The organism is Alcanivorax borkumensis SK2, assembly GCF_000009365.1.
In the GTDB taxonomy this organism is placed as follows: Bacteria; Pseudomonadota; Gammaproteobacteria; order Pseudomonadales; family Alcanivoracaceae; genus Alcanivorax; species Alcanivorax borkumensis.
The window spans coordinates 470,502-494,416 of the sequence record NC_008260.1 but is presented as its reverse complement, the minus strand read 5'-3'; the positions used below and the strand labels follow the sequence as shown (position 1 = coordinate 494,416).

Below are 23,915 nucleotides of genomic sequence, written 5' to 3'. Positions count from 1 at the left end.
TTGATTCATTCACGCGCACCAGAACAAGTCCACTAGGGCTCGTAGACAACCTCCACATCATGATCATCATCGTCGTCATTTTGGCGAGCCTGCCGCGCCTCAGCCTTGAGCTCCTGAACCCGCTCCCGCGCCTCCTCTTCCAGGCGGGCTCGCAGGTCCTGCTGGGCGGCAGCATAGGCAGGATCTTCTCGCTCCAGCAGGCGACGGTCCTCAATGGCATTCATTAAAGCGTAAACCAAATCTTCACAGCCGACGCCCGCCGCAGCAGACACCTTGAACACCGGCCCCTGCCAGCCCAACTCATCGACAATAGCATCTACTTGAGCTTGAGCCTCATCATCGGCCAGCAAGTCAATTTTGTTAAACACCAGCCACCGCTCCTGCTCCGCAAGAGCCGGGGAAAAGCGATCCAGCTCATCGGCAATGGCATCAATATGATTGGCGGGGCTAGAGCCATCCATTGGCGCCAAATCCACCACATGGAGCAGCAAGCGGGTACGGGCCAAATGCTTAAGAAAGCGAATCCCCAAGCCGGCTCCCTCAGCCGCCCCCTCAATCAGACCCGGGATATCCGCCACTACAAAACTGCGATAGCGATCGGCTTTCACCACACCAAGATTGGGAATCAACGTTGTAAACGGGTAATCCGCCACTTTTGGCTTGGCCGCAGAAATGGCGCGAATCAAGGTGCTCTTGCCCGCATTGGGCATACCCAACAGCCCCACATCCGCCAACACCTTCAACTCCAGCCGCAAACGTCGGGATTCGCCCGGCTTGCCTTTGGTGGTTTTCCGCGGCGCCTGGTTCACGCTGCTCTTGAAGTGAATATTGCCCAAGCCACCGCGACCCGCCTGGGCCACCATCACCGGCTTATCCGTATCGGTTAGATCCGCCAGCACCTCATCCGTATCCAAGTCCACTACGGTGGTTCCTACCGGCACATACAGAATAATGTCTTCAGCGGACTTACCGGTCATTTGCCGACCCTTTCCCGGCTCACCGTTGCGCGCCTTGAAGATACGATCGTAGCGGTAATCCACCAGGGTGTTGATATTGGTGTCAGCCTGCACGAATACATGCCCACCGGCGCCGCCATCACCGCCATCAGGCCCACCAAACTCCACGTACTTTTCGCGACGAAAACTCAAACAGCCGTCGCCGCCTTTTCCGGCATGGACATCAATAGTGGCTTCATCGACAAATTGCATGGGAAACAGACTCTCAAGGGGATAGATGCCATTTTACGGTAAAGGGCATGAGTTGGAACACGAAAAACACGTACAAAAAAGCCCCGCGGGCGCGAGCCTCACGGGGCTTTTTAGGATCCGTCAGGATCAGGCCACAGGCTCGATTACCACATACTTGCGGTTCAGCGGACCTTTGACTTCAAACTTCACTCGACCGGTTTCTTTGGCAAAGATGGTGTGGTCTTTGCCCATACCAGCGTTTACACCAGCGTGGAATTTAGTGCCACGCTGACGAACAATGATCTCGCCAGCACTAACAACTTGGCCGCCATAACGCTTAACGCCAAGGCGTTTACTTTCCGAATCGCGACCGTTACGAGTACTACCACCGGCTTTTTTATGTGCCATGTCTCAATCCTCTCTACTCAATTTCTGAAAATCAGGTCTTAAGGATCAGCCCTGGATCCCGGTGATTTTCACCGCAGTGTACCACTGACGGTGACCCTGTTGCTTACGGGAATGCTTACGGCGACGGAACTTCACAATTTTAATCTTCTTGTGACGACCTTGCTCCAGCACTTCCGCGGTTACCTTGGCACCATCCAGCATGGGCTGGCCGACTTTCACGTCGTCGCCATTAGCAACCAGCAGCACCTGGTCGAAATCAACGGACTCGCCGGTGGCCACTTCAATTTTCTCGATGCGAACAACATCGCCTTCTTCAACGCGATACTGCTTACCACCGGTTTTGATTACTGCGTACATGTGTGTGCTCCAGCACAACTCCACTCAGGCGGGCGACTTTACCGTCTTACTAACGCGCTAGCAGCGCAGAAAACGGCCATCACCACTTGCAAGCCAGGCAGAGGATGAAATTGGGCCGCGAAGTGTACGCGAAACAAGCGGAACTCACAAGCCTTTCGCGCTGCTGTTGCCCCAGTCACTACGGGGGCTGTGGTTTCCTTGACTACCCGCCAGCCACTGCTAGCATTGCCCGCTGTCGCACCACCCTTTGTCTGGACCTGAACACATGGATTTCAAGGCTATTTATGCCGTCGTCGATGACGACTTCGAGGCGGTGAACCAGTTTATCAGTCACCACCTGGATTCCAACGTCCCCTTGATCCGTGAAGTGGGCGATTACATCATTCAATCTGGCGGCAAGCGGCTTCGCCCGTTAATCGCCGTACTCTGCGCTCGGGCCTCCGGCTATCAGGGGAGCCGCCACGTGGATGTGGCGGCGATTATCGAGTTTTTGCACACCGCCACCCTACTTCATGATGACGTAGTGGATGAGTCCAACCTACGACGCGGGCGTCCCACCGTGAATGCGGTATGGGGCAACGCTGCCAGCGTTCTGGTGGGAGACTTCCTGATTTCTCGTGCCCTGCAACTCATGGTTGCCCTGCGCCACCCACGGCTGCTGGATATTTTCTCGCAAAGCACCAACACGATCTCCGAAGGGGAGGTGTTGCAGCTGATCAACGTGCGCGACCCCAACACCAGCGAAGACAACTATATGCGGGTGATTCACCACAAAACCGCAAAGATGTTTGAGTCCGCCGCGGAAACCGGGGCCGTACTGGGAGCCAATGACGTCAGCGACCACGTGGACGCTTTTGCCACCTACGGCCGCCACCTGGGTATCGCCTTCCAGCTCATCGACGACGTGCTCGACTACCAGGGCGACGCCAGTGAACTAGGCAAGAACGTGGGCGACGACCTCGCCGAAGGTAAGCCCACCCTGCCCTTGATCCATACCATTGCCAATGGCTCTGCAGAACAGGCCACACTGATCAAGGATGCCATTCGCAGCGGAGGGCTAGAGCACCTAGAACAAATAGTTGAAACCGTTCGCGCCAGCGGCGGTCTTCAATATACGGTAGACAAGGCCGCAGAACAGACTCGCATTGCCTTGGACGCCATCGCTCAAGTACCGGCGTCTCCCTACAAGGACGCCCTGTTCCGCTTGGCAGAAGAATCACTAAAGCGCACCTACTGAGCGCACCCACGAATCAAGGAGTGACCATGCTGCGTGCAGCCCTGATTTTCACCGCAACCACGTTATTTGCCGGTTGCGCATTAAGCCCACAAATGATTACCGTGGCCCCGAAAGCGGATGTGGAAGCCGCCAATATCGGCCACAATGAGCCCGTCCAAGTGATCGCCGTAGATTCCCGCGAGCAGAGCGCTTTTGGCACTCGAGGCGGCGTCTATAAAGAAACCGCCCTAGTACAACCCGCCAATGACGTGAAAAACGCCATCGAAGACGCTGTACGCAAAGGCCTGCAAAACCAAGGGTTCAACGCCTTTAATGCCGGCGCCGACGCCACCCGCCTGGAAGTACGGCTGGAGCAGCTGGACTATGTGCCTGAAGAAGGTTCAGTGGTTAACGAAGTCACCCTATCGCTGACGCTGCTAGCCGAAGCAAGCCGTGCGGACGTGGTACACATCGGCACCTATAAGAGCAGCGTAGTCCACGACCTGCCGCTCACCCCCACCGCCAACCGTAACCAAACCATGATCAACGAGATACTCAGCAGCGCCATCACCCGCATGCTCACTGACCCTAAAATGCAGGCATTCTTGGCCGGCAACGACACCCCCTAATGCCCAGCAGCCGCGTTGTCATTCACTACTGCAGCCAATGCAACTGGCTGCTGCGTAGCGGTTGGTATGCCCAGGAATTACTAGCAACGTTCAGCGATGAACTGGATGAAGTGGCCTTGCGGCCCAGTACCGGTGGAATATTCTGGATTGAAGCTAACGGTCAACAAATTTGGGAACGTAAAAAAGATGGCGGCTTCCCGGAGATTACCGAGTTAAAACGGCGAGTACGGGACGCCCTATTCCCGGAAAGGGATTTAGGGCATATCGACCGAAAGGGGTGAGTTAAACGTTTAACCTTGAAAAGCACTGACAATACGCTTTCCAGCACCCACCCAAACCCGCGTTGCAACTTTAAGCTTCCAACTACTCATTCTCCGGCCGCACCTCTACTTGCGGCGAGTCACTGCCAAACGGTAACTGCACGGTGAATAGCAGCGGCTGGCAGCACACCTGACAATCTTCCACGTACTCCTGTTCCTCCACAGAGGGGTCCACCAAAACCTCGATGGACTCCCAGCAATGGGGACACTGCACGGTCGCTGGCAACAACTCAGCCATCAACAGCCTCCCGTGATTACACCGTCCGCCAACGCCAACTCAGCAATCCAAACCGGCACTTGACCGTCCGCCCAAGGTTGCGGCGTCCCTTGCCCCCATACCGGGCCAGGCCAGCAAGGGTCATCGACATAGCGGGCAATGATATGGATATGCAGCTGCGGCACCATGTTTCCCAACGCACCGATATTGATCTTATCCGCATCAGTAATACGCTCAAGCTGACCGGCCAAGTCATTCACCTGCGCCAACAGCGCCTGCTGTTCATCCATCGGCAAATGGTGCCACTCTCGTAGCCCGTCACGCTTGGGCACCACGATAATCCAAGCAAAACGCTGATCGTTCATCCAACGCAACCAGCACAAATCTGTTTCTCCCAAAGCACCGGTATCGGCAGCTAGGCGAGGATGAAGCATGGCCATAATATGTCCTTAACTGACTATTGCTGGCTACAGGAACGACCAACTAAGCCGTCATCCCACCGACATTGAAACAATCCCCCCCCCCGCCAGGGTTCAACCTCTAACCTCACGGGGCGATTCTATGGCCGGTAATCCGACGGGCTACGGGCCGTCCAGCGCCGAAAAGCACGTGCAAAGTTGGAGGCATCGGAATAGCCCAGCGTCATCGCTATTTCATCTACGGTTTTCTCGGACTGAGTCAGATATTCCACCGCCAGACCTTTACGTAACCCATCCAGCACCTCTTGGTAACTGGTACCTAATTGCTGCAGCTTGCGTTTCAAGGTGCGTGACGACATATGCAGCTCACCAGCTACCTCTTCCACCCCAGGGAAGCGGCCACCGCCACCCAGAATGATCCGCCGCACCTGCCCCAACAAAGGCGGCGGCAACTTGATCGTCGCCATTTCCTGCTCACATTGATCTGCCGCCATTCTGGCCAGACGCGGATCCGCAAACTGTAAAGTGTATTTCATGCGCTCCACCGGAAAGCGCATTTGATTGTAGGCACAATCGAAATACACTGGCACCGGCATCACCGGCCGCAAGCGAGCAAAATAGTCAGGCTCTGGATAAGAGAAACGCAGCTCACCAATCACTTCCTGCCCCGGAACCAGCTTTTCACCCATAAAATGGAAGCTTGAAAACAGGCTTTCCATAATCAGCGGAGCCAGCTCTCCCAGCGCCAGCAATTCATTAATCTGCATGACCGCCATGTCGCCATCAGTAAAGGTTTCCAGCTGCACCAAGGTGCTGCGGGTGCGGAAATATTTAACCGCCAACTCCAGTGCCTCACCCAGGGTAGCGCTGCTCATGGCGGCGTAACCAAGAAAACCGTGAGAAGATAGCGTCATCGACGCACCAAGCTCCCAACCCAGCCAGGGCTCCCCGGACAGCTCGATGGCGCGGATGGCGACCCTTTCAAAATCCTGCGCGGTGATCCGCGCCTGCGGATTACGCCAACAGCCGGGCTCGATTCGAGTGCCTTCAAGCAAAGTCTCAGTGGCAACACCACGGCGGGATAAGACCGCCAACAACAAGGCTAGATATTCCGCCGACACGGAGTATTCCTCCGGATCCATTTTTAGAATTGTCATGACTGCATTCCGATTACACTGCGCTGGCCCAAAATGACCGAATAGACAACCATAACCTCACCACGCAACGGTGACAAGTAACTCCTGTTCACTTGCCAACAAACCAAGTCCTCGCCAAGTTATACCTCACAGGAACGCCCCTCCGAGCGCGCAACATCGGGGCGAAAGGACAATCAACTACTGGCCAGGATTTCCCACGACCAAGAAGGTGTAACAGAGCCAGCTCGCGCGAATAGTTACCAACATCATCACTTGCAACCACCGCCGCCGTCCTGAGCATGCAGCGCCATACTTCAATTGCTTAAGAGTTTGTTGTTAAAGGAAAATAAAACAGCTTGCTGGCACACTCCTCGCCACATGGGCCATGGGCGGATCCGCCAGATGCAACGATATCTGCACCTGCTTCACGTCGGAGCTCAGCTTAAAGCAAATCGCCCCCGACAACAGAACAGAGCCTTCTTCGTCCTCCTCCGCACGGGAAGCAACTCCGGCTACGCCAGCTTGGCCTACTAACATTGCTGGGCACACACCTTGGAGCTTCGCCGCTCACCACTTATCGTCCAATTGTTGGACGATTTGTAGCTGCTTCGCCTACAGTAATCCCTACTATTTATCCACGCAACGCAACAAACGTTGCACCGAAGTTTTTCTTTTTTAACACCGGACAACGTAAAGGATTGATCAACATGGGCGAGCTGAAAGATCTCCGCGAACAAAGCGAATCTCTGGTAAACCGTGCCAAGCAGCTAGGTAACAAGCTGTACTTGGCAGGCTTGGGCGCCTACGAAAAAGCCGAAGAAGGCTCTGAAGAGCTATTCAACAAATACGTTGAAACCGGCTCTAAAGCATTTGGCGAAGAAGCTGAGAGCAAACCCAAGGCCCTGCTAGCAAGCCGTGGCGCACTGGTCGCTGCCCGCGAGTTGCTCGACAGCGCCCCGGAAAAGCGCCTGGCCTTGTACCAAAAGTTGCTTGAAGCTGGCAAGAAAGAACGCGGTGAAAAAGCCGAAGAAACCAATGAATATCTGCTGGCAAGTCTTGGCGCCGTTGCCACTGCCCGCGAAGAAGGTGAGAAACTGTTCAATGAGCTGGTTTCCACTGGCGAAAAACGCGACTGATCCTGTTTTGCTGTGAAAATGTAGTACGTGTTGTTTTAAAACTCTGTCTTACTCTCCCTTTGGGGCCCCGTTTGGGCCCCTTTTCTTTATCTAGCCTATCAATAAGACCCCGCCCTCCCGTCGCCTTATGGCACTATCGCACCTTGTGCATACGTTATGCATGGCGCTAGCCTTAACGCAGCCGTAAACACAGCCGCAGAAATAACAAGAAAACCCGCGAGGTTTTACCATGGCCGACAATCGTCGCCGAAAACGCCCCACCACTGCCACCGGCCGATTGTTTCGGCTCACCGGCATGACCACCTCAATCGCCACTCGGGTGGCCGGCCATCAGGTCAAAGGGCTGTTCCAGTCTGACCAATCCAAAGCCGCTGACCGGGAAAAACTGCTGCAATATATTGGTAAGGAGGTGGCTGCCACGCTGGGGGAGATGAAAGGCGCGGTCATGAAAGTCGGCCAGATTGCATCGCAGATGCAGGATATCCTGCCCGCGGAAATCAGTGATCAACTGAAAATTCTGCAGAATGCTTCCGCCCCCATGCCCTTCCATGTGATTCGACGGCAACTGGAGCGCGAACTTGGCGCCCCGCTGGATGAATTATTTGCCCGTTTCGAAGACCAGCCTTTTGCCGCAGCATCCATTGGTCAGGTACACCATGCCCTGACTCCGGCAGGCGACGAAGTAGTGGTAAAAGTACAGTACCCTGCGGTCAAGGAATCCATTGATTCAGATATGAAGCACTTACGCCGTATTCTGCGCCTCGGCAGCTTACTGAAAGTGGATGAAACAGCACTGAATGCCGTATTCAGGGAAATTCGCAGCCAGCTCCACGAGGAGCTGGATTACCTTCAGGAAGCCTCCAACCTGGAACATTTTCAGGCATTTCATCAGCAACAGCCATGGCTGGTCATTCCCCAGGTTTTTCCAGCTTTATCCAGTGAAAAGGTGCTGACCCTGAGTTACGAAACCGGCATCCCCCTAGACCAGGTCGACGACGAACATGGTTTCGACCAGGCCACTCGCAACCTGCTCGGGGAGCGACTATTCGATGCCATCGGCCAACAAATTTTTCAGTTACGTGCCGTCCATTGCGACCCCCACCCCGGTAATTTTGCATTTCGCCCCGATGGCTCCATCGTGATCTATGACTTTGGCGCAGTGAAGCGACTCCCCCCGCAAGATGCTGATTTACTAAAACGGCTCGTGCGCGCGGCGATGAACAAGGAATGGGCAACTCTGGACACAATGCTAATGGAACTGGGGGCACGCAAAAAGGACACCCAGGTCAGTAGCGATTTTTATGCGGTCTGGATCGAATTGCTGCTGCGAGCCTTTGATGACGAGCCCTACGACTTCGGGCACTCACAACTCCATACCGACATCATGCGTCAGGTAAAACGCACCCCTTTAGAACAAATTCTCAAGTTCCAGCCCTCCTCGCGCAGCCTACTGGTTGAGCGGGTCATCAGCGGGCACTACTGGACCATGATGAAACTGGGCGTAAACACGGCCTTTCGACCGAACCTGGAAAAAGCGATCAACATCGCCGGGGACTAAGCATCACGGACTGCTCAATTACATGCAGCACACAACGTGTAACCTCTGCAAAGCGACACAAAAAACCCCTCACTTGGAGGGGTTTTTTTATCTCAGTGTGATCTGCCGACATTAGAACGCAGAACGCAGACCAACACTGATACCGGAGATTTCTTCCTCATCGGTATCCACATAACGCATGTATTCCAAGTTGGCTCCAACCGTATCAGTGATATTAAAGTCCAAACCGGCGCCATAGGATTCATCTTCAAAGGTTTCAGTATCACTGTAGGAGTAATCCACTCCCGCTAGCGTGCCATTGGCTGATACTTCACCCTTCACTTTTGTATACCCGCCGATAACATAAGGGCGAATTTTCTCACCGATAGGGGCGCTCAGCTTCACATACCCACCGTACAGATGGTCCATGTCGAAATCGACAATACCTTGGGAATCCTCATCAAAACCCAAACCACCCCGAGCTTCCAGTGCCAGAAAATCCGTAAACTCATACCCGGCATTGATCGTGGCCGAGTCGATTTTCAGGGTATCCGTGTCATACTCTTCGTTATCGTACTGAATTTGGCTGTAGTTACCGCCAATGTACGGGCCGACCGCAAAGGCACCGGGTGCCACGATCAATGAACAAGACAAAACCAGCGCATTACGCATAATGACTTTCATACAGGACTCCTTTTCCGTTAAGTCACCCATTTCGAGGCCGTATATGTCGCACAGTTCCAGAGACTACGGTAAATTCTGTAAAATGAATCGCGCACACTAACGCCGTATCCACATAACAGCGATAACAGGGTCGGGAATGACACAGGGGCTTCTCATCTTCAAGCAGGGAATTGCTACCGTCTTCCTGCTCATGCTGGCGATCTCAGGTCATAGCCTGACGCTTAGCGATGAGCAGGACAGTTACCAAGCGGCCCACGGCATGCAATGGCTGGCAGGCCCCAAGCAAGCCTACAGTCCGGAAATGGCTCTGCAGGCTTTTCTCGATGACCAGGGCGAGAAAATTCATGATAAGTACCCTTCTCTAGGTTTTCGTAAAGGCTTGCAATGGTTTCTCATCCCCATCGAAAACCAGAGTGGCCAGTCTTTATGGTTTGCCCGCATGGGCCGCCCCCATCTAGACTATCTCGACATCTACCTTTTCGACCAACAAGGTAAGCGGCTATGGCACAATCGCCTCGGCGACCGTGTTCCTTTCCATACTCGGGCATTCGCTCATAGTCACCTAGTCTCCACGCTCAACCTTCCGATAAATACGCGGCGCTACCTGTTGCTACGTGCCCAAGGCGACAATGTGATTGATTTGCCGGTCTCCGTTATGTCAGCAACGGCGTTCAATCAACAGGACACCCAAGTCACTATTTTTTATGGCCTATATTTCGGAGCGATGGTTGCCATATTTTTGTTTAACCTGCTGATATTTATCTCCATCCGGGATCGCAGCTATCTACTATATGTTCTTTACTTAGGCACCTTCACCCTCAACATTTTCACTCGCGAAGGACTAAGCTATCAATGGCTTTGGCCACAAGCCACGCAGTGGAATCATTATTCTATACCTATCTTAAATCTACTCACCCTCGCGTTTTCTATCCTCTTTACTTGCCAGTTTCTCGAGCTAAAAAAACGCGCACCGACCATCAACCGCGGACTGGTCGCAACCGCCAGCGTGCTGATTCTCTTTGCCCCACTCACGTTGATTGATTTCCATTTTTTCATTCAGGCCAGCACCGCCATTATCCTGCCCTGGCTGCTTGTTGCCATCGCCCTATCCATCTGGCTAATTCGGCAAGGCTACAGCCCCGCACGCTATTTCCTGCTAGCCTTCACCGCTGTCGCTCTAGCCACCATGGCCTATATTCTGAAGACATTTCAGCTTATCAATGGCGGCTGGTTGCTGGAAAACATCATGCCGATGGGGACGTTTATCGAAGCACTCCTTCTATCGTTTGCTCTAGCCCACCGTATGACCATACTGAAAAGTGAAAATGCCCGAATTCAGAATGAAGCAAACGAGATTCTTGAACAGCGTGTTAGCGAGCGCACCAGCGAACTTAATGCCGCACTCAATGCCCGCAGTGAATTTCTAGCCGTCATGAGTCACGAAATCCGCACCCCATTGAACGGCATTATCGGCACAGTGGACATGCTCAAGGGCTCCCCCCTAAACGATGAACAACGCCACAACCTGAATGTAATCGAGCAATCGGGCAATAGCCTGCTGAATCTCATCAATGACATCCTAGATTACTCTCGCATCGAAGCGGGCAAGATGCCCATCGAGCAAACCAGCTTCAACCTGTTCAACCTTCTCAATGAATCCCTCACCCTGTTTCAGCACAAAGCCCAGATTCACTCCAACGCCTTGACCCTCGACGTTGCTCCTAACGTAAGCGAACGCTGCTTAGGCGACCCAGTAAGACTTCGGCAAATCTTGGTTAACCTGATCAGCAACGCAGTGAAATTCACCGACAATGGCACCATCACCGTACGCGCACAGCGCGACCCCGCTAACAGCGACTACCTATACTTTGAAGTGCAAGACAGCGGCACGGGTATTTCCGAAGAACAACAAAGGCGACTCTTCGATCACTTCCAGCAAGGCGACAGCTCCACCAGCCGACGCTATGGTGGCACCGGCCTGGGGCTAGCGATTTGTCGACAACTAGTGGAAATTATGGGGGGAGAAATCGGGGTAGACAGCAAGCCCAAACAAGGCTCTCGTTTTTGGTTCAGGCTGCCCATTCCTTGCACCGAACGCGCGGACACTTGTACAACAGCACCTGCCATCGACAACCAATCGGTGCTATTCGAAGGACGACTACTGATCGTCGACGACAACCATATCAACTTGATGGTCGCCGAGGGGCTATGTCAGAAACTTGGCTACGAGACAGAAGTGGCGGAGAGCGGATTGGAGGCCATCGCCGTACTCATGTCCACCACGCAACCATTCGATCTAATACTAATGGATTGTGAAATGCCGGACATGGACGGCTTTGAAACCTCCAGGGCGATCATCAAACTGCAACAAGAAAACCGTCTACCCTGGGTACCTATCATCGCACTCACCGCCCATGCGATACCGGACAAAATCCGCGCTTGCCGCGACGCGGGCATGATCGGTCATCTGGCCAAGCCAGTGAACCTTGCGCGCCTACAAACCACATTGCGGCAGGCCCTTCGCAGCACAGGGCCTCGCCCATCAAAAGCCAGGAATCATTCAGACTCTCAAAGGTAACGCTTGCGCACAAAGCGTGCTAATTTAGCCCCTTGAGCAGCGAATCCACAATCCGTTCAAGGTCATCCAGTGAAGCGCATTGGCGAGCCATCCGACAATGGGGCAAATAGCGGTCCATCACCGCATCCCCGCTATTCCAGCGAGAACGAGCCTCGGGGTTGAGCCACCATACCTGTTTCACCCGCCGACGGATTTGCTGTAACACCTCGGCACCCTCAGGAAGATAGTTATTTCGTGCATCACCCAAAATAATAACCGTGGTATGACTATCCAACTCCCGTTCACAACGACGCCAGAAATCCGCAAACATTTCCGCATAATCCGTACCGCTGCCAGACAGACGATCCAAAACCCTACCCACAGCCACATCCGGGCTGTAGCGCTGAAAATCCTCCGTAATTTCATCAAAGCGTGACGCAAACGCAAAACTGCGTACCCGCGGTAACACATCATTCATTGCGTACAGAAACTGCAGCAGAAAACGAGCGGCATCACTCACCGAACTGGACACATCACAAATCACCATGACTCGGCTTTTCTGAACTGGCCGCTGGCGCCAATGCAATCGCATAGGTATGCCATCGTGACGAATACCGGCCACCAAAGTGCGTCGCGCGTCCAACATGCCTCGTCGACTTTTTTTCATGCGCCGCTGATGCAGACTAGCCAGGCGCCGCGCCATGCGTCGCACCAATGTTTTTACTTCTTGAAATTCGCGCAGGTGCCGGAAGGGCACCGCACGCATGGTTTGCTCGCGCAGCGCCCGCCCCTTACCGGCACCGTGCAGAAGAAATTGCCGTCGCACATGGTCGGCTGCTTGCTCACGAACCTCCTGCCTCCATTGCCGCAGTGTTTCCGCCCGAGCCAGACAAAGATCTCCCCCTTTATCCAGCTCTAGAATACGATCATCCACAGCCCCCATGCCCATGTTCATCAGTAATCGACGGGTATACAGTCCTTGCTGGGTAATCACTTCCATCTGAGTGAAATCCATTCGCGCCGCAGCTTCGGCAAGGCGTTGATCCAATTGGGCAGGGGTTTGGGTGGTCAGATCAGCAAATACCTCCTCTGTCCGACCCTTCTCGCTCGTTTCGCCAGCCTCGTTCACCGCAGCCGGCATGGCACGCGGTGCGCTCTGCGATGATAAGCCAGAGCGAACATCAGACGTCACCGCAAAAAAACGCGCAAAGGTCTCCTCGAAGGCCGAGCGGTCCTCTTCCTGCTTCACCAACGTCATCGCCAGGGCATCATGAAAACGTTGTCGGCCCTGGTAGCCCACCAACGCAGCGGCATCCATAGCCTGGGTCGCTTCATCCGGCGAAATCCGTAACCCTGCACCACGCAGGGCCTGCACAAATTCAGAAAGGCGACGGGTTGGCATTAACGTTTGTCCAGCTTACGCAGCCAAGCCGGTAACAGCTCCCGCGCCAAAGTCACATCCTGTTCGGTCTTCAACACGAGGTTAAGTGTATCCGCAACCTGCTGCTGCTCCAGTGAATCCGCGTGCAGCAAGACCAGCGCTCGCGCCCAGTCCAGAGTTTCGGAAATCGCCGGCAGCTTCTTCATATCCTGCTCTCGCAGGTACTGAATAAACGCTACCAACTGCTCACGTAATCTAACATCCAGATCCGGTACCCGCGCCGCCACAATGTTCGCTTCCAGCTCAGCTTCCGGGTAAGGAATATAAAGGTGCAAGCAGCGCCGCTTTAACGCATCAGACAATTCACGCTGATCATTACTGGTCAACAATACCAATGGCTGGTGCTTCGCCTTCACTGTGCCTAGCTCGGGGATGGAAATTTGGAAATCAGAAAGCAGCTCCAGCAGAAATGCCTCAAATTCCTGATCAGCCTTGTCGATTTCATCAATCAACAACACCGCGGGCTCATCGCTGCGCAACGCATGCAGTAGAGGGCGAGGCTCTAGAAACGTTTCACTGTAAAAAGCTTCGCCCAAGTCACCCAGGCGATCCATACTGGCTTCCAGGCTGTCAGTGTCCGCCAGCATACCGCCCAGCTTGTCACGCAAAAGCTGCGTGTACAGCAACTGCTTGCCATACTTCCACTCGTACAAGGCACGGCTCTCATCCAGCCCCTCATAACACTGCAAGCGAATGAGCGGTGCTTCCAAAAACGCCGCCGCGGCTTTAGCCAGTTCGGTTTTTCCCACCCCGGGCGGACCCTCTACCAGTACCGGCTTGTGCAACTGCGCCGCCAGATACACCGCCAACGCAATACGCTCGCTACAAATGTATCCCTGTTCGGAGAAACTGCGAATAATATCTTCGACGGAGTCGATACGGGTTTTCATGGTTACTCCTACTCAGCCTTGCCAGGGCACAGCCGACGCTGAACCTTGCCTAAGCCAAACAGAGTAACCCAGAGTGAGGCGGGAGACATTGACCAACCACGACACAACACCGATGGGAAACTGCGAACCGTATAAACGGGAAGTAACGATAAGCGAGAAGGGCCAGCGCAGGGCCAAGGGGAAAACGCGGAGTCAGTGCAAAATAATATTGTCCGCCAGCACCATGGGCACAATCTCGCCCACCTCTTCTACAATGGGGTCGCCATCCATGCTGGACACATCAAACCGAGCAGAAGTGACATCACCATCAATCATGTCGGGAATGGCATCCAGGAAGGCGCCCACATGCTCGGAGCCAAAGTGGATTTCCAGCGCATCAAGGTTCGACCACTGCTGCCACACCATAATTACTCGTGGCGCATCGGCCTGCAGATACACTTCATAGGCCAAACATCCCCGCTCCCCCCGCGACGCACTAGCAAGCGCTTGCACCAGCGCCAACGCATCGGGCTGTTCGTCTTCTTTTATGGGAAAGGAGCCTTTCACTATAATCATGGAGGAGGGTTCGCTACGCTGGTGAGAACCCCTATCCTAACACAATTGCGCCACCGCTGCCTGAGAGCCCTTGTTACACAGTCAGTGGAACAAGCCCTCAGATCACACGCTATCGCAAAACTGCACCGAGTCGGAAAGCGGCACGCGACCAACCCGAGCCTTGTTGGCGGCCACTTCCGGATCTTCGTAACCAAAACTGATGCCCAACACGATAGCCGTGGAAGAAGGAATCCCTAGCATGTCCCGTACATCATCCGGATAGTAACGCATGCTGCCTTGGGCACACGCTCCCAGTCCATAGGCACTCATGGACAGCAACAACGACTGCACATACATTCCCACATCCAACCCTACGGTGACGCCAAAGTTGCGCTCCATGCCAATAAAAGCCACATGGGGAGCATCAAACAGTTCGAAGTTACGCAGCTCTGCTCGCTGCCGGCCAGGACGATCTTCACGGGCAATACCCATGCTGCCATATAACGCCATGGCACAATCGACTTGGCGCTCCCGGTATACCCCTTCAAACCTAGGCGGGCCATCATAATCTGGAGCAAAGGGCACACCATTGGTGACCTTCTCGATCATCCGCTCGCGCAGCGCATCACGTACGGCTCCGGAGGCAACCCACACTTTCCAGGGCTGAATATTGCAGTTGGATGGCGAGTGCTGCGCAAGAGAGAACACCTCATCCATCACCGCCTTGGGCACTGGCTTATCAGTAAAACCGCGAACTGAGCGGCGCTGGATCATGGCGTCAGCCAAGGAAATATCATAGGCGGTCATGAATGGCTCCTGTCAAAACTCGCCTCGAGTCTAACCGGGCAAGAGGGCAGAAACGATGACCTTAACGACCAGGCTATTTATGCGACACGCACCACCCGTGTTGCATAATCAATGAAAGGCTGCAGAGAAGAAAAAAAGGCCCCGAAAACGGGGCCTAATGGTTTCCAGGGACAACTGGAAACATACGCAGCGGGATCAAATCCCGCAGTTATAGTGCTACCCATCGCGCCATTTCGTCTTGATATGAATCAGATTTTCACCACTTTAATCTCCACGATAAATACAACCCCACTAGCCACTTGCCGCTATTCGGCACCGCCGGCCTGGTTTGCCAATACCTGGGCCAGCGATGGAGGCGAATACGCAGGGCCTTTCAGCACCTTGCCTCGTTCATCTTTCACCGGTTGACCGTCGGCACCCAGCTTGCTCATATTGCTGCGATGCACTTCCTTGCAGCAGGCATTCAGATCGATACCAAAAGTGTGGCCTGCGCCGTAAGTAACATAATTAATGTCAGTGAGCGCGTCCGCCACCTCCACCAAATCCACCTGAAAACCCTCTAACTCTTCCAGTTGTTCGCGAGCCTGAGCAAGGGTCATGAGAAATTTTCGTTGTCCCTCGCTCACCTCCTGGCAAGTGGCTTCGACCAGCTCGTAAAATTCTTCCAGCAGTAAAGCCAACCGCAACCGCACAGTGGCATCGTCTGGCACTACTGGCTGCGGCTCCACCGGCAAAGAAAAAGCGCGATGAAATTCGGCTACCCTGTGAAAGTTACTGTTATTCGATTTTATCGCCATCGACTTCTTCCAAAAACGCCAAGATCTCTCGATTAACTTCAGAGGCCTGCTCCATCTGAATCCAATGACCACACTGATCCAGCATCACCGTGCGCAGGTCCGGCATATAGTCAGGCATACGCTGTAGCGCTTTCTGGCTAAACATGAGGACCGGGTCCTGCAAGCCTCCTATAAATAATATCGGCATGGGAATTTGCCAATTGCTGGCATTGCGACTTTCCTCCCAGGAGGCATCCATGGACCGGTACCAATTGATTGCGCCGGTAAAACCACTGTGCTCAAAACGCTCCACGTAGTAAGCCAGATCTTCCTCTCGCATCCAACGCGGTTGGGCTTCAGGAACGGGCATGGACTGAAGAAAGCCGGTATCGTCCGGCTTCACATTGAAGTCCGCAATGCCGTCAGCGGATAAGGCATGAAAAATACAACGCAAGCTGTGCGATACATCCGCCTCAAGTTCCTGCTCCGGCAAACCTGTTTGCTGGAAATACAGCATGTAGAAAAATCGATCTTCAAACAGCTTACGCATGGCTGCCGTGGGCGGCACCGGTGCTGGGCCGCCATAGGGAACCGACATACCGATAACTGCCTTAATCGATTTCGGGTAACAACGGGCGACCTGCCAAGCCAGCGCACACCCCCAGTCATGTCCTATTAGGATGGCACTGTCGTAGCCCAGCACCCGAATCAATGCCATCACATCCTCAACCAACTTACTTTGCCGGTAAGCCTCGACGTCTTTAGGGGCATCGGTAAAACCATAACCACGCAAATCCGGTGCCACCGCGTAATAACCAGACTGAGCTAGCACCGGTAGCTGATACCGCCAAGAGGCCCAACACTCCGGAAAACCATGCAAGCACAACACCAGCGGCAAACCGGCCACACCGGCCTCCGCCACAAAGAAATCCAACCCATTTGCACTGACTTGTCGCTCTCGCGTGAAGGCCATACTCATATCCTAATTCAAGGCCGGGAAACAAACAGTCAAGCGGCTACTTACCCGACATCACTAAAATGCTATTGTTGGCATAACACATACTTGAATTTGACAGCAAGGAACACCGCTGACAAGCGTAGACCAAGCCTGTAGTAGGCGGTCTGACGGACACAGAGACACACAGGATTACTCGCATAGCCACATCAGGGACGAAACGTGAGCACGCCAAAGGGAACCGAACAATCCGCCCCCCCGCCGCACCCGCCTTCGCGAGTGGCTGGCGCCCTATATCCCGGCGTATTTCCCGGTAGCCTGGAAGCTTGGGCTATCCATCTCTCTGTTGATTCTCTGCGGCATGACCATCCTCGGCACCCTGTTACTCAATAACCAACTCAGTCGCATGCGCGACCAAGCTGATAGCTTCGGCACCGCGATTGCCCAACAGCTGGCTAATACCGTCCGTGAACCCCTATTAGCTGACGATACCTTTTTCCTCAAAGTGCAACTCAACAACCTGACCCGAAGTGAAAGCGTGCGTGGCGCCGCCCTGTTTGGCCGCGACGGCAACCTGACCGATAAAGCGGGCATTCTGCCGCTGGCCGCCTCACCTCTGCACGAGCAGGTAAAACGCTGGGACCTGGAAGACGAACCCATCACAACATACTACGCCCCCATCAAGATCAGCGATGTGGTCGCCGGCCATACCGCCATTTCCCTCTCGGACCGCCCCATTATGGCCGCCCGCCAAGCGGTGCGGGACACCATGATCACCGCCACGCTCATCATGAGCGTGATCGCCATTGTCGTCGCCTTCCTGATTAGCCGCCGGCTGGCCCAACCCATTCATGACCTGCTGGCCGCCACCAGTGCCATGCGCAAGGGCGACCTGAACTATCGCATTCAGGACCGCCGCAACGATGAAATCGGCGGCCTGATTGAGGCTTACAACACCATGGCTCATGGCATGCTAGAAAAGGACCAAGTAGAGCGTGTGTTGCAACGCTTCGTCAGCCCATCCGTGGCCCGTAACATGATGGCCGATTTGGATCAGGTGCAACTAGGTGGTCGTGACGTTTCTGCAACCGTGATCTTTGCGGACATCGTCGGCTTTACCCGTCTATCCGAGAACTTGGCACCAGACGCAATCGCCGACATGCTCAATGTCTATTTCGATGCTATCACCACAGCTACCAGCTTTTACCGAGGGACCATTGACAAGTACATGGGCGATTGCGCCATGATCGTGTTCGGGGTGCCAGAAAAAGATGACGAGCACCTATTCCATGCGCTGTGTTGTGCTGTAATGATTCAGCGGCTAGTAAAACGCCTGAATGAATACCGCAATGCCCGAGGCGAGACCACCGTTACATTCCGCATCGGCATCAATTCCGGCGCTATGCTGGCTGGCAACTTGGGCTCGCGCGATCGCATGCAATACACCGTAGTCGGCGACGCAGTAAATCTGGCCTCCCGACTGTCAAATATGGCTGGAGGCAACGAGATCATTGCCGCAGCACCGCTACTGTCCAATCCCAACATTGCCTCACGGGTACGCGCCACGGAATGCGGAGCCATGCGCATTCGCGGCAAAGAGCAACCAGTGAGCACTCACCGCATTGATGGTGTTCACGCCTTGTCCGAAACCCTAATGGAACAGCGTATTGCCCAGTTTCTGGCAAAACTGAATACGGAGCATGAACGTGTACAAGGCGAGTAGCCTAACCCTAGCCACGGTACTGGCCGGCTGCACCACCTTCGCCAACCCCCACCCAGAAAACGATGTCAGTGCGGCGCTGGAGCAACACGACTACGCCAAAGCCGCGCAGATCATCGAACAGACAGATCCTAAACACCCGCAGTATGCCATCCTTCAAGAACAGTACGCTGGCGTTCGCCTGGCCAGCCAAGAGTATCGGCTCCACGTCGTTCAGCAGGCAGAAGAACTGGCCCGAAAACAACAATGGGACGCTGCCTTTACCCTGCTGGAAACCAACCGCGACAAGGTACTGGACTCTTCCGCCATTGATGAACTCCGCAATACTCTGGTCCCGATGGAAGCCCGTCAGCTTAATCCGTTGCTAGCCGAGCGACGCCAGGCCCAAGCGCAAGCCTTGTTGAGTAACAAGGATCTGGCACTTCATCTTGCCGACTTTCACGCTTTAGCGGCAAAGCAGGAGCGTCAGGCACTGGCCGAAGAGCGAGAACTACTGATCGCAGACCTTACCACTCTGGGCAACTATTTCGCGGATCAGGAGCAATGGGTTCAGGCCCGCAACCTGCTCCGCTACGCCCATCAGTTGGCACCAGAGGCCGAACCAGCACCCAAACTGGCTCAGGCGCAGCAAGTGCTCAACAATGAACAACGGCGAGCCCGCGCCAAGCGTAACCGGGCTCTGCAGGCTGAGGCCGAACAGTTAATGACCCGCTATCAGCGCAATGGCCAACTGCAATCATTACTGGCCGCACGGGCCTTCCTAAACCAACAGAAAAACAACCCTGCACTGGCTTCACACCGCAAACGCCTTGAACAATGGTGCCGACGGCGCTTTGCCGAAGAAATAAATACTGGCGAAGCCCTCTATGCCCACGGACAGTATCGCGAGGCCTACCGAATCTGGAAACAGATAGCTCCGCTGTACCCAGATAACGAAGAGCTGAACAAGAAACTCGAACGCAGTGAGCGGGTGTTGAACAACCTACGCGACCTGGAACAACCCTGACCGTTTCCAAATGCTGCATCCCTTTCCTAACAGGCTACTTTTAAGTCGAATTCATAGCATGCTGCATAAATCGTAAGTCGTTTTTCAAGCGCAGAGTGGCGCATAAAAAAACGCGCCGAAGCGCGTTTTTTTAGCCACAGAAAACCCTATGCCGCCCTACAGATCAGAATCTCCTTCTGCTTGGCGATCAACTCCGGGTACCGTTTTCGGTCGCTTATCTTCAATGTCTTTTTTGGTGGCCGGTACCGGTCTATTCTGCTGGTTGAAGTAGGCATCACGGAAATCCTGTGGCACCGGAGTCCGCCCCTCAAAGATATGATCCAAACTCTGCGGAATAGGGTTTTTCTCAACCTGCTCCAACTCTCCGTCATCATTAAGCCGGAATTGAAGGGCCGTCAGCCCCATGTATTTATCACGGCTCATTTCTACCAATCGATCATTATTGCCTAGAATCGTCGGCTTTAGGAAAACCATCAGATTACTCTTCACCCTGTCCTTGCTGGTTGAGCGAAATAAAAAGCCCAATACCGGAATATCGCCTAGAAACGGCACTTTTCGAACCGTCACCCGGATATCATCTTTGATCAGCCCACCCAGAGCGATGGTTTCTGCATCATCAGCCAATACGGTGCTTTGCAGCTTACGAGTGGTCGTCACGATATCAACGGCATCACCCGCCGAGTCCTTCACTGCAGAGCTTTCCTGCTCCAACTCCAAGCGAATGGTAGAGAGTCCGGCCACGTGAGGAGTAACTTTTAACGTCAGGCCCACGTCCTCACGTTGAATCGTGGTAAATGGGTTGGACACCCCCGAACCGGTATTGGTGCTCTGCCCGGTCACAAACGGGACATTCTCGCCAACGATGATGGACGCTTCTTCATTATCCAGGGTTAGAATGCTCGGGGTGGAAAGGAGATTCACATCTGATGAGGTGGATAGAGCTTGAATCAATGCCCCCCATTTCAAGTCCCCGTCGGAATCGGTTTCCCCTAACCCAGCAGTAATCCCATCGCCTAGGCTCAGTCCAGACGGATCATCCGAGGCCAGCGCCTGGACGACAGAGTTGACGCTTAATCCATTACCACCGAAGTTAACGGCGCCAACGCCATCTTCATTGCTACCGCCTACATACTGGAAGCCCAGGTTTTTCCCTTGCTCCCCAGAAATTTCCACAATGGCCGCCTCAATCAGGATTTGTGCCCGGCGCACATCCAGCTTGCTGATTACCGATTGTATTTGTTTCATCATTGCTGGTTTGGCACGAACTACCAGCGCATTCAACGATTCATCCGCCTGAATCGACACCTCGTTGTTATTCAACGCAACGGAGGTCGTCTTGCCATCGCCCCCAGCCCTGTTCACCGAGGCACCATCAACAAAGTTCTTCAACAACTCGGCCATGCTCTTGGCATCACCATGGCTTAGGCGAATAACCTTCGCACCACTATTGTTCGTTTCCTCGGTGTCTAGGCTGCGAACCATCTGTAGCATTCGCTGGCGGGTAACACGGTCACCTTTAATGATCAGTCGATTGGTCCGCTCATCTGCCACGACGATAACACCACCTTCAGCGGATTTACCCCCGCGCCCACCGGTCTGTGGTGTCAGGCTTTCCAGCATTTTCACCATGTCACCGGCAAATGCATGTTTCAACTTCAGCACCTGAACATCTTCCGATTCCGCGCTATCAAGGCTGGAGATAATCGCCTCCATACGACGAATGTTATCCAGATGGTCGCTGATAATCAGTGCATTGGCGGACCCGACAGCAGCCAAATGGCCATATTGAGGGACCAATGGGCGCAGCACAGGAACCAATTCTTCCACCGGCGTGCTCTCAACCGCAATGACCCGGGTGACGAGCTCCTCACCGGAAGAGCTCCCCTTCTCGACTAACGGAAGATTACTTTGTTTAGCTGTGGTATTAGGCACAATCTTGGTAATGTCACCGACCGACACGGCCGCATAACCATGGACCTGCAATACGGACAAAAATAATTCATACACCTCATTAGAGGTCAGGGATTTAGTAGATACCACTGTGACATCCCGCGCACGAACCCGCGGATCCACCACAAAGTTCTTGCCGGTCATCTGGGCCACCTGGCTGATAAACGCCTGAATGTCCGCATTGCGAATATTTACCGTCCAGCTCTCACCGTCATCGCTGGCCTGTACTTGGTTCGTTGTCTGCGCGTGAAGCGAGGTCACCATGACAGCGGACAGCGCTAGCAGCAGCATTATTTTTGATAAAGACGTTCTGAAAAAAGGCGTCATAAAACCACTCATTAAGGCGGATAGTTCACGGTAAATTGTTGGTCACCCCGTTGCACCACAATGGATGCTTTCTGGGTGTCCTGATACGAACGCAGAGCCGCCACGTCGTTGCTTTCTGTTCCTAGCGGATGCCCGTTAACCGAGAGAATTACGTCATCGCTTCGTAGACCAACCTGCGCAAGCAATTGTTTTGGTGCACCTTTACCCAACCGATAACCAGCACTGCCACTCTTATCAATAGGGTCCAGCCCCAGCTGGCCAATAATCGTTTTGCGCTGGCGCGCCAAATCCGCGGGGCTGCCTTGTGCTACAGTGCGGTTACGACTCGGCGGCGGTGTAGGCTTTTGCTTGACTTGAGCGACTCCTCCCAACACAGAATCACTCCAGCGCAGTGTTTCCAGCCGACCTGCTCGACGCAAGATAACCCGATCTGGATACACTTCTTCTAACTTGGCATTACCGGGAATGCTATCCCCAATATGGTATAGCTCACCTTCTTTGCCCTTCTCAGCAATAATCGCCGTAGCCCGTTTGGTATCGGCATTCTGAAAAACACCTAACAGTTCCAGGCGCAACCGGGTATCAGGGGCATCTGTCGGCCGGTCTTTATCGATACTGGCTGCCGCCTCATACTGGCCAAACAACTGCCAGCCATCCACCTGGGACTGAGATAGAATCGGCGCGTCGCCAGACGACGATACATCCAAACGCGTCTTGCTATTGCTCTGCACTCGCTCACTGGGACCATACCACAGTAGCCATACGGTCTGCGCCAGCACATAGGCCATCGCGACCACCAGCAATACAGCAATCACCCACCGAAGCGGCGCCCCCCATTGCTGTTGTTTTACCCAACTCGCCAGTTGCGACATAACCGTCCCGCGACTTCCTTATCGTTATTACCGATGCAAGGCTACAAACCTGCCGAATTCTACTGTTTATTATTGCAGTATAGTGTTACTGACCACCGAACAAGACAAGAGGTTGCGACATCTGGAATACCACATCGTCCGGGTCGCCGCCCTGACTCACGCCCAATAGCATAGGCCAAGCTCGCCGAACCTCTAGCTCAAAACGCCCATTAGCTAACCTAGCATCCAATAGCGAATTATTATCCGGGTCCTCCACCTGCAGTGTGGGTTGTTCATTATTCATGCTTAAACGACCCTGCAATACCGGCACCAACGCCGAGCCATTACGCCCCCAACTCACGGTGCCGCCACTGTATTGGAGCGTGCCTTGCAACTGCTTGACCCTACTATCGCCAAAGGAAAGCTGCATCAACGTCGCGTCCACGCGCCCACTCGCACTACCCTGGGGAATGTGCTCTGTCACCAGTGCCATAGGCAAGGAAAGCCGCGCATGCTGCAGTTGCCAATCCCCCCAGTCCGCGCCCAACCAAGTCGACAGGCGCGCTGCATCATCGGTGGTACGCATTTTCAATGTCAACCCTGGCACTAATCCGTGCCAGTCTAGCGACCATTGCACAGTGCCCTGGCGGCGTTGCCATTGCCAATTGGCTTGCCCGTTCCACCAAACCCCCTGGGGGTTGGTCAGAACCAACGGTGCACCACCCGGCCGCAGCGCCGGAACACGCTCTACCAACACAGCCGCAGGCATTAGTAGCAGTAAAAACAGCAGCAGACTAACGCCAAAAAGCAGCGCTAGTGTTATTTTTCGAGGCATAACGGGGCCGGTTTCCTGTC

The 23,915-nt window shown here is 54.1% G+C and carries 25 protein-coding genes; 8 read left to right on the top strand and 17 right to left on the bottom strand.

Annotated features, from left to right (window positions below; genetic code table 11):
- Positions 1–32: 32 nt before the first annotated feature.
- The 3 genes from cgtA to rplU form a co-directional block, all read right to left on the bottom strand.
- Positions 33–1,208: an Obg family GTPase CgtA gene (gene cgtA, locus ABO_RS02355; protein WP_011587740.1), complete on the bottom strand. Its 1,176-nt coding sequence runs from the start codon at positions 1,206–1,208 to the stop codon at positions 33–35.
- Positions 1,209–1,334: 126 nt separating this feature from the next.
- Positions 1,335–1,595 (bottom strand): 50S ribosomal protein L27, encoded by a 261-nt coding sequence (gene rpmA / locus ABO_RS02350; RefSeq protein ID WP_011587739.1) that lies wholly within the window; start codon positions 1,593–1,595, stop codon positions 1,335–1,337.
- A 45-nt stretch (positions 1,596–1,640) separates the two neighbouring features.
- The gene (rplU, locus tag ABO_RS02345) at positions 1,641–1,952 is read right to left on the bottom strand and encodes a 50S ribosomal protein L21 (RefSeq protein ID WP_007148862.1); all 312 of its coding nucleotides are present in this window, start codon (positions 1,950–1,952) and stop codon (positions 1,641–1,643) included.
- A 265-nt stretch (positions 1,953–2,217) separates the two neighbouring features.
- On the opposite strand from rplU, the gene ABO_RS02340 reads away from it, so the two are divergent.
- Genes ABO_RS02340 through ABO_RS02330 form a run of 3 tightly spaced genes read left to right on the top strand, consistent with a single transcriptional unit; the run spans position 2,218 to position 4,078 of the window.
- Positions 2,218–3,189: a polyprenyl synthetase family protein gene (locus tag ABO_RS02340; RefSeq protein WP_041704811.1), complete on the top strand. Its 972-nt coding sequence runs from the start codon at positions 2,218–2,220 to the stop codon at positions 3,187–3,189.
- Between the two features lie 26 nt (positions 3,190–3,215).
- Positions 3,216–3,797: a YajG family lipoprotein gene (locus ABO_RS02335; protein WP_035459278.1), complete on the top strand. Its 582-nt coding sequence runs from the start codon at positions 3,216–3,218 to the stop codon at positions 3,795–3,797.
- Positions 3,797–4,078, top strand: a complete 282-nt coding sequence (locus ABO_RS02330) for a SelT/SelW/SelH family protein (protein WP_011587735.1) — start codon at positions 3,797–3,799, stop codon at positions 4,076–4,078. The genes ABO_RS02335 and ABO_RS02330 overlap by 1 nt, the downstream gene beginning before the upstream one ends.
- A gap of 82 nt (positions 4,079–4,160) precedes the next feature.
- Here ABO_RS02330 and ABO_RS02325 read toward each other — a convergent pair whose 3' ends face one another.
- The 4 genes from ABO_RS02325 to ABO_RS02310 all read right to left on the bottom strand — a co-directional run bounded on the left by ABO_RS02325 (position 4,161) and on the right by ABO_RS02310 (position 6,426).
- On the bottom strand, positions 4,161–4,355 hold the full coding sequence (locus ABO_RS02325; RefSeq protein ID WP_041704806.1) for a CPXCG motif-containing cysteine-rich protein: 195 nt from the start codon (positions 4,353–4,355) through the stop codon (positions 4,161–4,163).
- A complete protein-coding gene (locus ABO_RS02320; RefSeq protein ID WP_011587733.1) occupies positions 4,355–4,774 on the bottom strand; it encodes an HIT domain-containing protein in 420 nt (139 codons plus the stop codon). Before ABO_RS02320 ends, ABO_RS02325 begins: the two co-directional genes overlap by 1 nt.
- A 119-nt stretch (positions 4,775–4,893) precedes the next feature.
- Positions 4,894–5,910 (bottom strand): AraC family transcriptional regulator, encoded by a 1,017-nt coding sequence (locus ABO_RS02315; RefSeq protein WP_011587732.1) that lies wholly within the window; start codon positions 5,908–5,910, stop codon positions 4,894–4,896.
- A gap of 315 nt (positions 5,911–6,225) precedes the next feature.
- Positions 6,226–6,426: a hypothetical protein gene (locus ABO_RS02310; RefSeq protein WP_041704802.1), complete on the bottom strand. Its 201-nt coding sequence runs from the start codon at positions 6,424–6,426 to the stop codon at positions 6,226–6,228.
- Positions 6,427–6,596: 170 nt separating this feature from the next.
- On the opposite strand from ABO_RS02310, the gene ABO_RS02305 reads away from it, so the two are divergent.
- Both ABO_RS02305 and ABO_RS02300 read left to right on the top strand, forming a co-directional pair.
- Positions 6,597–7,025, top strand: a complete 429-nt coding sequence (locus ABO_RS02305; protein WP_011587731.1) for a phasin family protein — start codon at positions 6,597–6,599, stop codon at positions 7,023–7,025.
- 229 nt (positions 7,026–7,254) lie between these two features.
- A complete protein-coding gene (locus ABO_RS02300) occupies positions 7,255–8,583 on the top strand; it encodes an ABC1 kinase family protein (RefSeq protein ID WP_011587730.1) in 1,329 nt (442 codons plus the stop codon).
- Positions 8,584–8,694: 111 nt separating this feature from the next.
- On the opposite strand, the gene ABO_RS02295 is transcribed toward ABO_RS02300, so the two are convergent.
- A complete protein-coding gene (locus ABO_RS02295; protein WP_011587729.1) occupies positions 8,695–9,246 on the bottom strand; it encodes a porin family protein in 552 nt (183 codons plus the stop codon).
- A gap of 136 nt (positions 9,247–9,382) precedes the next feature.
- Between ABO_RS02295 and ABO_RS02290 the strand changes: the two genes are divergently transcribed.
- On the top strand, positions 9,383–11,824 hold the full coding sequence (locus tag ABO_RS02290) for a hybrid sensor histidine kinase/response regulator (RefSeq protein ID WP_011587728.1): 2,442 nt from the start codon (positions 9,383–9,385) through the stop codon (positions 11,822–11,824).
- A gap of 19 nt (positions 11,825–11,843) precedes the next feature.
- On the opposite strand, the gene ABO_RS02285 is transcribed toward ABO_RS02290, so the two are convergent.
- The 6 genes from ABO_RS02285 to ABO_RS02260 form a co-directional block, all read right to left on the bottom strand.
- A complete protein-coding gene (locus ABO_RS02285) occupies positions 11,844–13,205 on the bottom strand; it encodes a vWA domain-containing protein (RefSeq protein WP_011587727.1) in 1,362 nt (453 codons plus the stop codon).
- A complete protein-coding gene (locus ABO_RS02280; RefSeq protein ID WP_011587726.1) occupies positions 13,205–14,134 on the bottom strand; it encodes an AAA family ATPase in 930 nt (309 codons plus the stop codon). Before ABO_RS02280 ends, ABO_RS02285 begins: the two co-directional genes overlap by 1 nt.
- A 192-nt stretch (positions 14,135–14,326) precedes the next feature.
- Positions 14,327–14,689, bottom strand: a complete 363-nt coding sequence (locus ABO_RS02275) for a putative quinol monooxygenase (protein WP_011587725.1) — start codon at positions 14,687–14,689, stop codon at positions 14,327–14,329.
- Positions 14,690–14,791: 102 nt separating this feature from the next.
- Positions 14,792–15,475, bottom strand: coding sequence for a nitroreductase (locus ABO_RS02270; protein ID WP_011587724.1), 684 nt, complete (start codon positions 15,473–15,475; stop codon positions 14,792–14,794).
- A gap of 305 nt (positions 15,476–15,780) precedes the next feature.
- A complete protein-coding gene (locus tag ABO_RS02265) occupies positions 15,781–16,272 on the bottom strand; it encodes a nucleoside triphosphate pyrophosphohydrolase family protein (RefSeq protein ID WP_011587723.1) in 492 nt (163 codons plus the stop codon).
- On the bottom strand, positions 16,253–17,224 hold the full coding sequence (locus tag ABO_RS02260) for an alpha/beta fold hydrolase (protein ID WP_011587722.1): 972 nt from the start codon (positions 17,222–17,224) through the stop codon (positions 16,253–16,255). Before ABO_RS02260 ends, ABO_RS02265 begins: the two co-directional genes overlap by 20 nt.
- A gap of 343 nt (positions 17,225–17,567) precedes the next feature.
- Here ABO_RS02260 and ABO_RS02255 point away from each other — a divergent pair, with 343 nt between their 5' ends.
- Positions 17,568–18,929, top strand: coding sequence for an adenylate/guanylate cyclase domain-containing protein (locus ABO_RS02255; protein WP_011587721.1), 1,362 nt, complete (start codon positions 17,568–17,570; stop codon positions 18,927–18,929).
- A complete protein-coding gene (locus ABO_RS02250) occupies positions 18,907–19,932 on the top strand; it encodes a hypothetical protein (RefSeq protein ID WP_011587720.1) in 1,026 nt (341 codons plus the stop codon). The genes ABO_RS02255 and ABO_RS02250 overlap by 23 nt, the downstream gene beginning before the upstream one ends.
- Positions 19,933–20,088: 156 nt before the next feature.
- Here ABO_RS02250 and gspD read toward each other — a convergent pair whose 3' ends face one another.
- From gspD to ABO_RS02235, 3 genes are all read right to left on the bottom strand, one after another.
- Positions 20,089–22,209 carry a type II secretion system secretin GspD gene (gene gspD, locus ABO_RS02245; protein ID WP_232501281.1) on the bottom strand — a complete coding sequence of 707 codons (2,121 nt, stop codon included), beginning with the start codon at positions 22,207–22,209 and terminating at the stop codon, positions 20,089–20,091.
- Positions 22,210–22,220: 11 nt separating this feature from the next.
- A complete protein-coding gene (locus ABO_RS02240) occupies positions 22,221–23,081 on the bottom strand; it encodes a type II secretion system protein N (protein ID WP_011587718.1) in 861 nt (286 codons plus the stop codon).
- A gap of 85 nt (positions 23,082–23,166) precedes the next feature.
- A complete protein-coding gene (locus tag ABO_RS02235) occupies positions 23,167–23,895 on the bottom strand; it encodes a type II secretion system protein N (RefSeq protein WP_011587717.1) in 729 nt (242 codons plus the stop codon).
- Positions 23,896–23,915: the final 20 nt, after the last annotated feature.

What these genes read in the sequence shown, in the direction of transcription:
- ABO_RS02250 (WP_011587720.1), top strand. Translation starts at nt 18,907, where the DNA reads ATGAACGTGTACAAGGCGAGTAGCCTAACCCTAGCCACGGTACTGGCC.
- ABO_RS02340 (WP_041704811.1), top strand. Translation starts at nt 2,218, where the DNA reads ATGGATTTCAAGGCTATTTATGCCGTCGTCGATGACGACTTCGAGGCG.
- ABO_RS02320 (WP_011587733.1), bottom strand. Translation starts at nt 4,774, where the DNA reads ATGGCCATGCTTCATCCTCGCCTAGCTGCCGATACCGGTGCTTTGGGA.
- gspD (WP_232501281.1), bottom strand. Translation starts at nt 22,209, where the DNA reads ATGACGCCTTTTTTCAGAACGTCTTTATCAAAAATAATGCTGCTGCTA.
- rpmA (WP_011587739.1), bottom strand. Translation starts at nt 1,595, where the DNA reads ATGGCACATAAAAAAGCCGGTGGTAGTACTCGTAACGGTCGCGATTCG.
- ABO_RS02260 (WP_011587722.1), bottom strand. Translation starts at nt 17,224, where the DNA reads ATGGCCTTCACGCGAGAGCGACAAGTCAGTGCAAATGGGTTGGATTTC.
- ABO_RS02335 (WP_035459278.1), top strand. Translation starts at nt 3,216, where the DNA reads ATGCTGCGTGCAGCCCTGATTTTCACCGCAACCACGTTATTTGCCGGT.
- ABO_RS02300 (WP_011587730.1), top strand. Translation starts at nt 7,255, where the DNA reads ATGGCCGACAATCGTCGCCGAAAACGCCCCACCACTGCCACCGGCCGA.
- ABO_RS02295 (WP_011587729.1), bottom strand. Translation starts at nt 9,246, where the DNA reads ATGAAAGTCATTATGCGTAATGCGCTGGTTTTGTCTTGTTCATTGATC.
- rplU (WP_007148862.1), bottom strand. Translation starts at nt 1,952, where the DNA reads ATGTACGCAGTAATCAAAACCGGTGGTAAGCAGTATCGCGTTGAAGAA.
- ABO_RS02305 (WP_011587731.1), top strand. Translation starts at nt 6,597, where the DNA reads ATGGGCGAGCTGAAAGATCTCCGCGAACAAAGCGAATCTCTGGTAAAC.
- ABO_RS02310 (WP_041704802.1), bottom strand. Translation starts at nt 6,426, where the DNA reads ATGTTAGTAGGCCAAGCTGGCGTAGCCGGAGTTGCTTCCCGTGCGGAG.
- cgtA (WP_011587740.1), bottom strand. Translation starts at nt 1,208, where the DNA reads ATGCAATTTGTCGATGAAGCCACTATTGATGTCCATGCCGGAAAAGGC.
- ABO_RS02325 (WP_041704806.1), bottom strand. Translation starts at nt 4,355, where the DNA reads ATGGCTGAGTTGTTGCCAGCGACCGTGCAGTGTCCCCATTGCTGGGAG.
- ABO_RS02235 (WP_011587717.1), bottom strand. Translation starts at nt 23,895, where the DNA reads ATGCCTCGAAAAATAACACTAGCGCTGCTTTTTGGCGTTAGTCTGCTG.
- ABO_RS02285 (WP_011587727.1), bottom strand. Translation starts at nt 13,205, where the DNA reads ATGCCAACCCGTCGCCTTTCTGAATTTGTGCAGGCCCTGCGTGGTGCA.
- ABO_RS02255 (WP_011587721.1), top strand. Translation starts at nt 17,568, where the DNA reads ATGACCATCCTCGGCACCCTGTTACTCAATAACCAACTCAGTCGCATG.
- ABO_RS02265 (WP_011587723.1), bottom strand. Translation starts at nt 16,272, where the DNA reads ATGGCGATAAAATCGAATAACAGTAACTTTCACAGGGTAGCCGAATTT.
- ABO_RS02270 (WP_011587724.1), bottom strand. Translation starts at nt 15,475, where the DNA reads ATGACCGCCTATGATATTTCCTTGGCTGACGCCATGATCCAGCGCCGC.
- ABO_RS02330 (WP_011587735.1), top strand. Translation starts at nt 3,797, where the DNA reads ATGCCCAGCAGCCGCGTTGTCATTCACTACTGCAGCCAATGCAACTGG.
- ABO_RS02275 (WP_011587725.1), bottom strand. Translation starts at nt 14,689, where the DNA reads ATGATTATAGTGAAAGGCTCCTTTCCCATAAAAGAAGACGAACAGCCC.
- ABO_RS02240 (WP_011587718.1), bottom strand. Translation starts at nt 23,081, where the DNA reads ATGTCGCAACTGGCGAGTTGGGTAAAACAACAGCAATGGGGGGCGCCG.
- ABO_RS02280 (WP_011587726.1), bottom strand. Translation starts at nt 14,134, where the DNA reads ATGAAAACCCGTATCGACTCCGTCGAAGATATTATTCGCAGTTTCTCC.
- ABO_RS02315 (WP_011587732.1), bottom strand. Translation starts at nt 5,910, where the DNA reads ATGACAATTCTAAAAATGGATCCGGAGGAATACTCCGTGTCGGCGGAA.
- ABO_RS02290 (WP_011587728.1), top strand. Translation starts at nt 9,383, where the DNA reads ATGACACAGGGGCTTCTCATCTTCAAGCAGGGAATTGCTACCGTCTTC.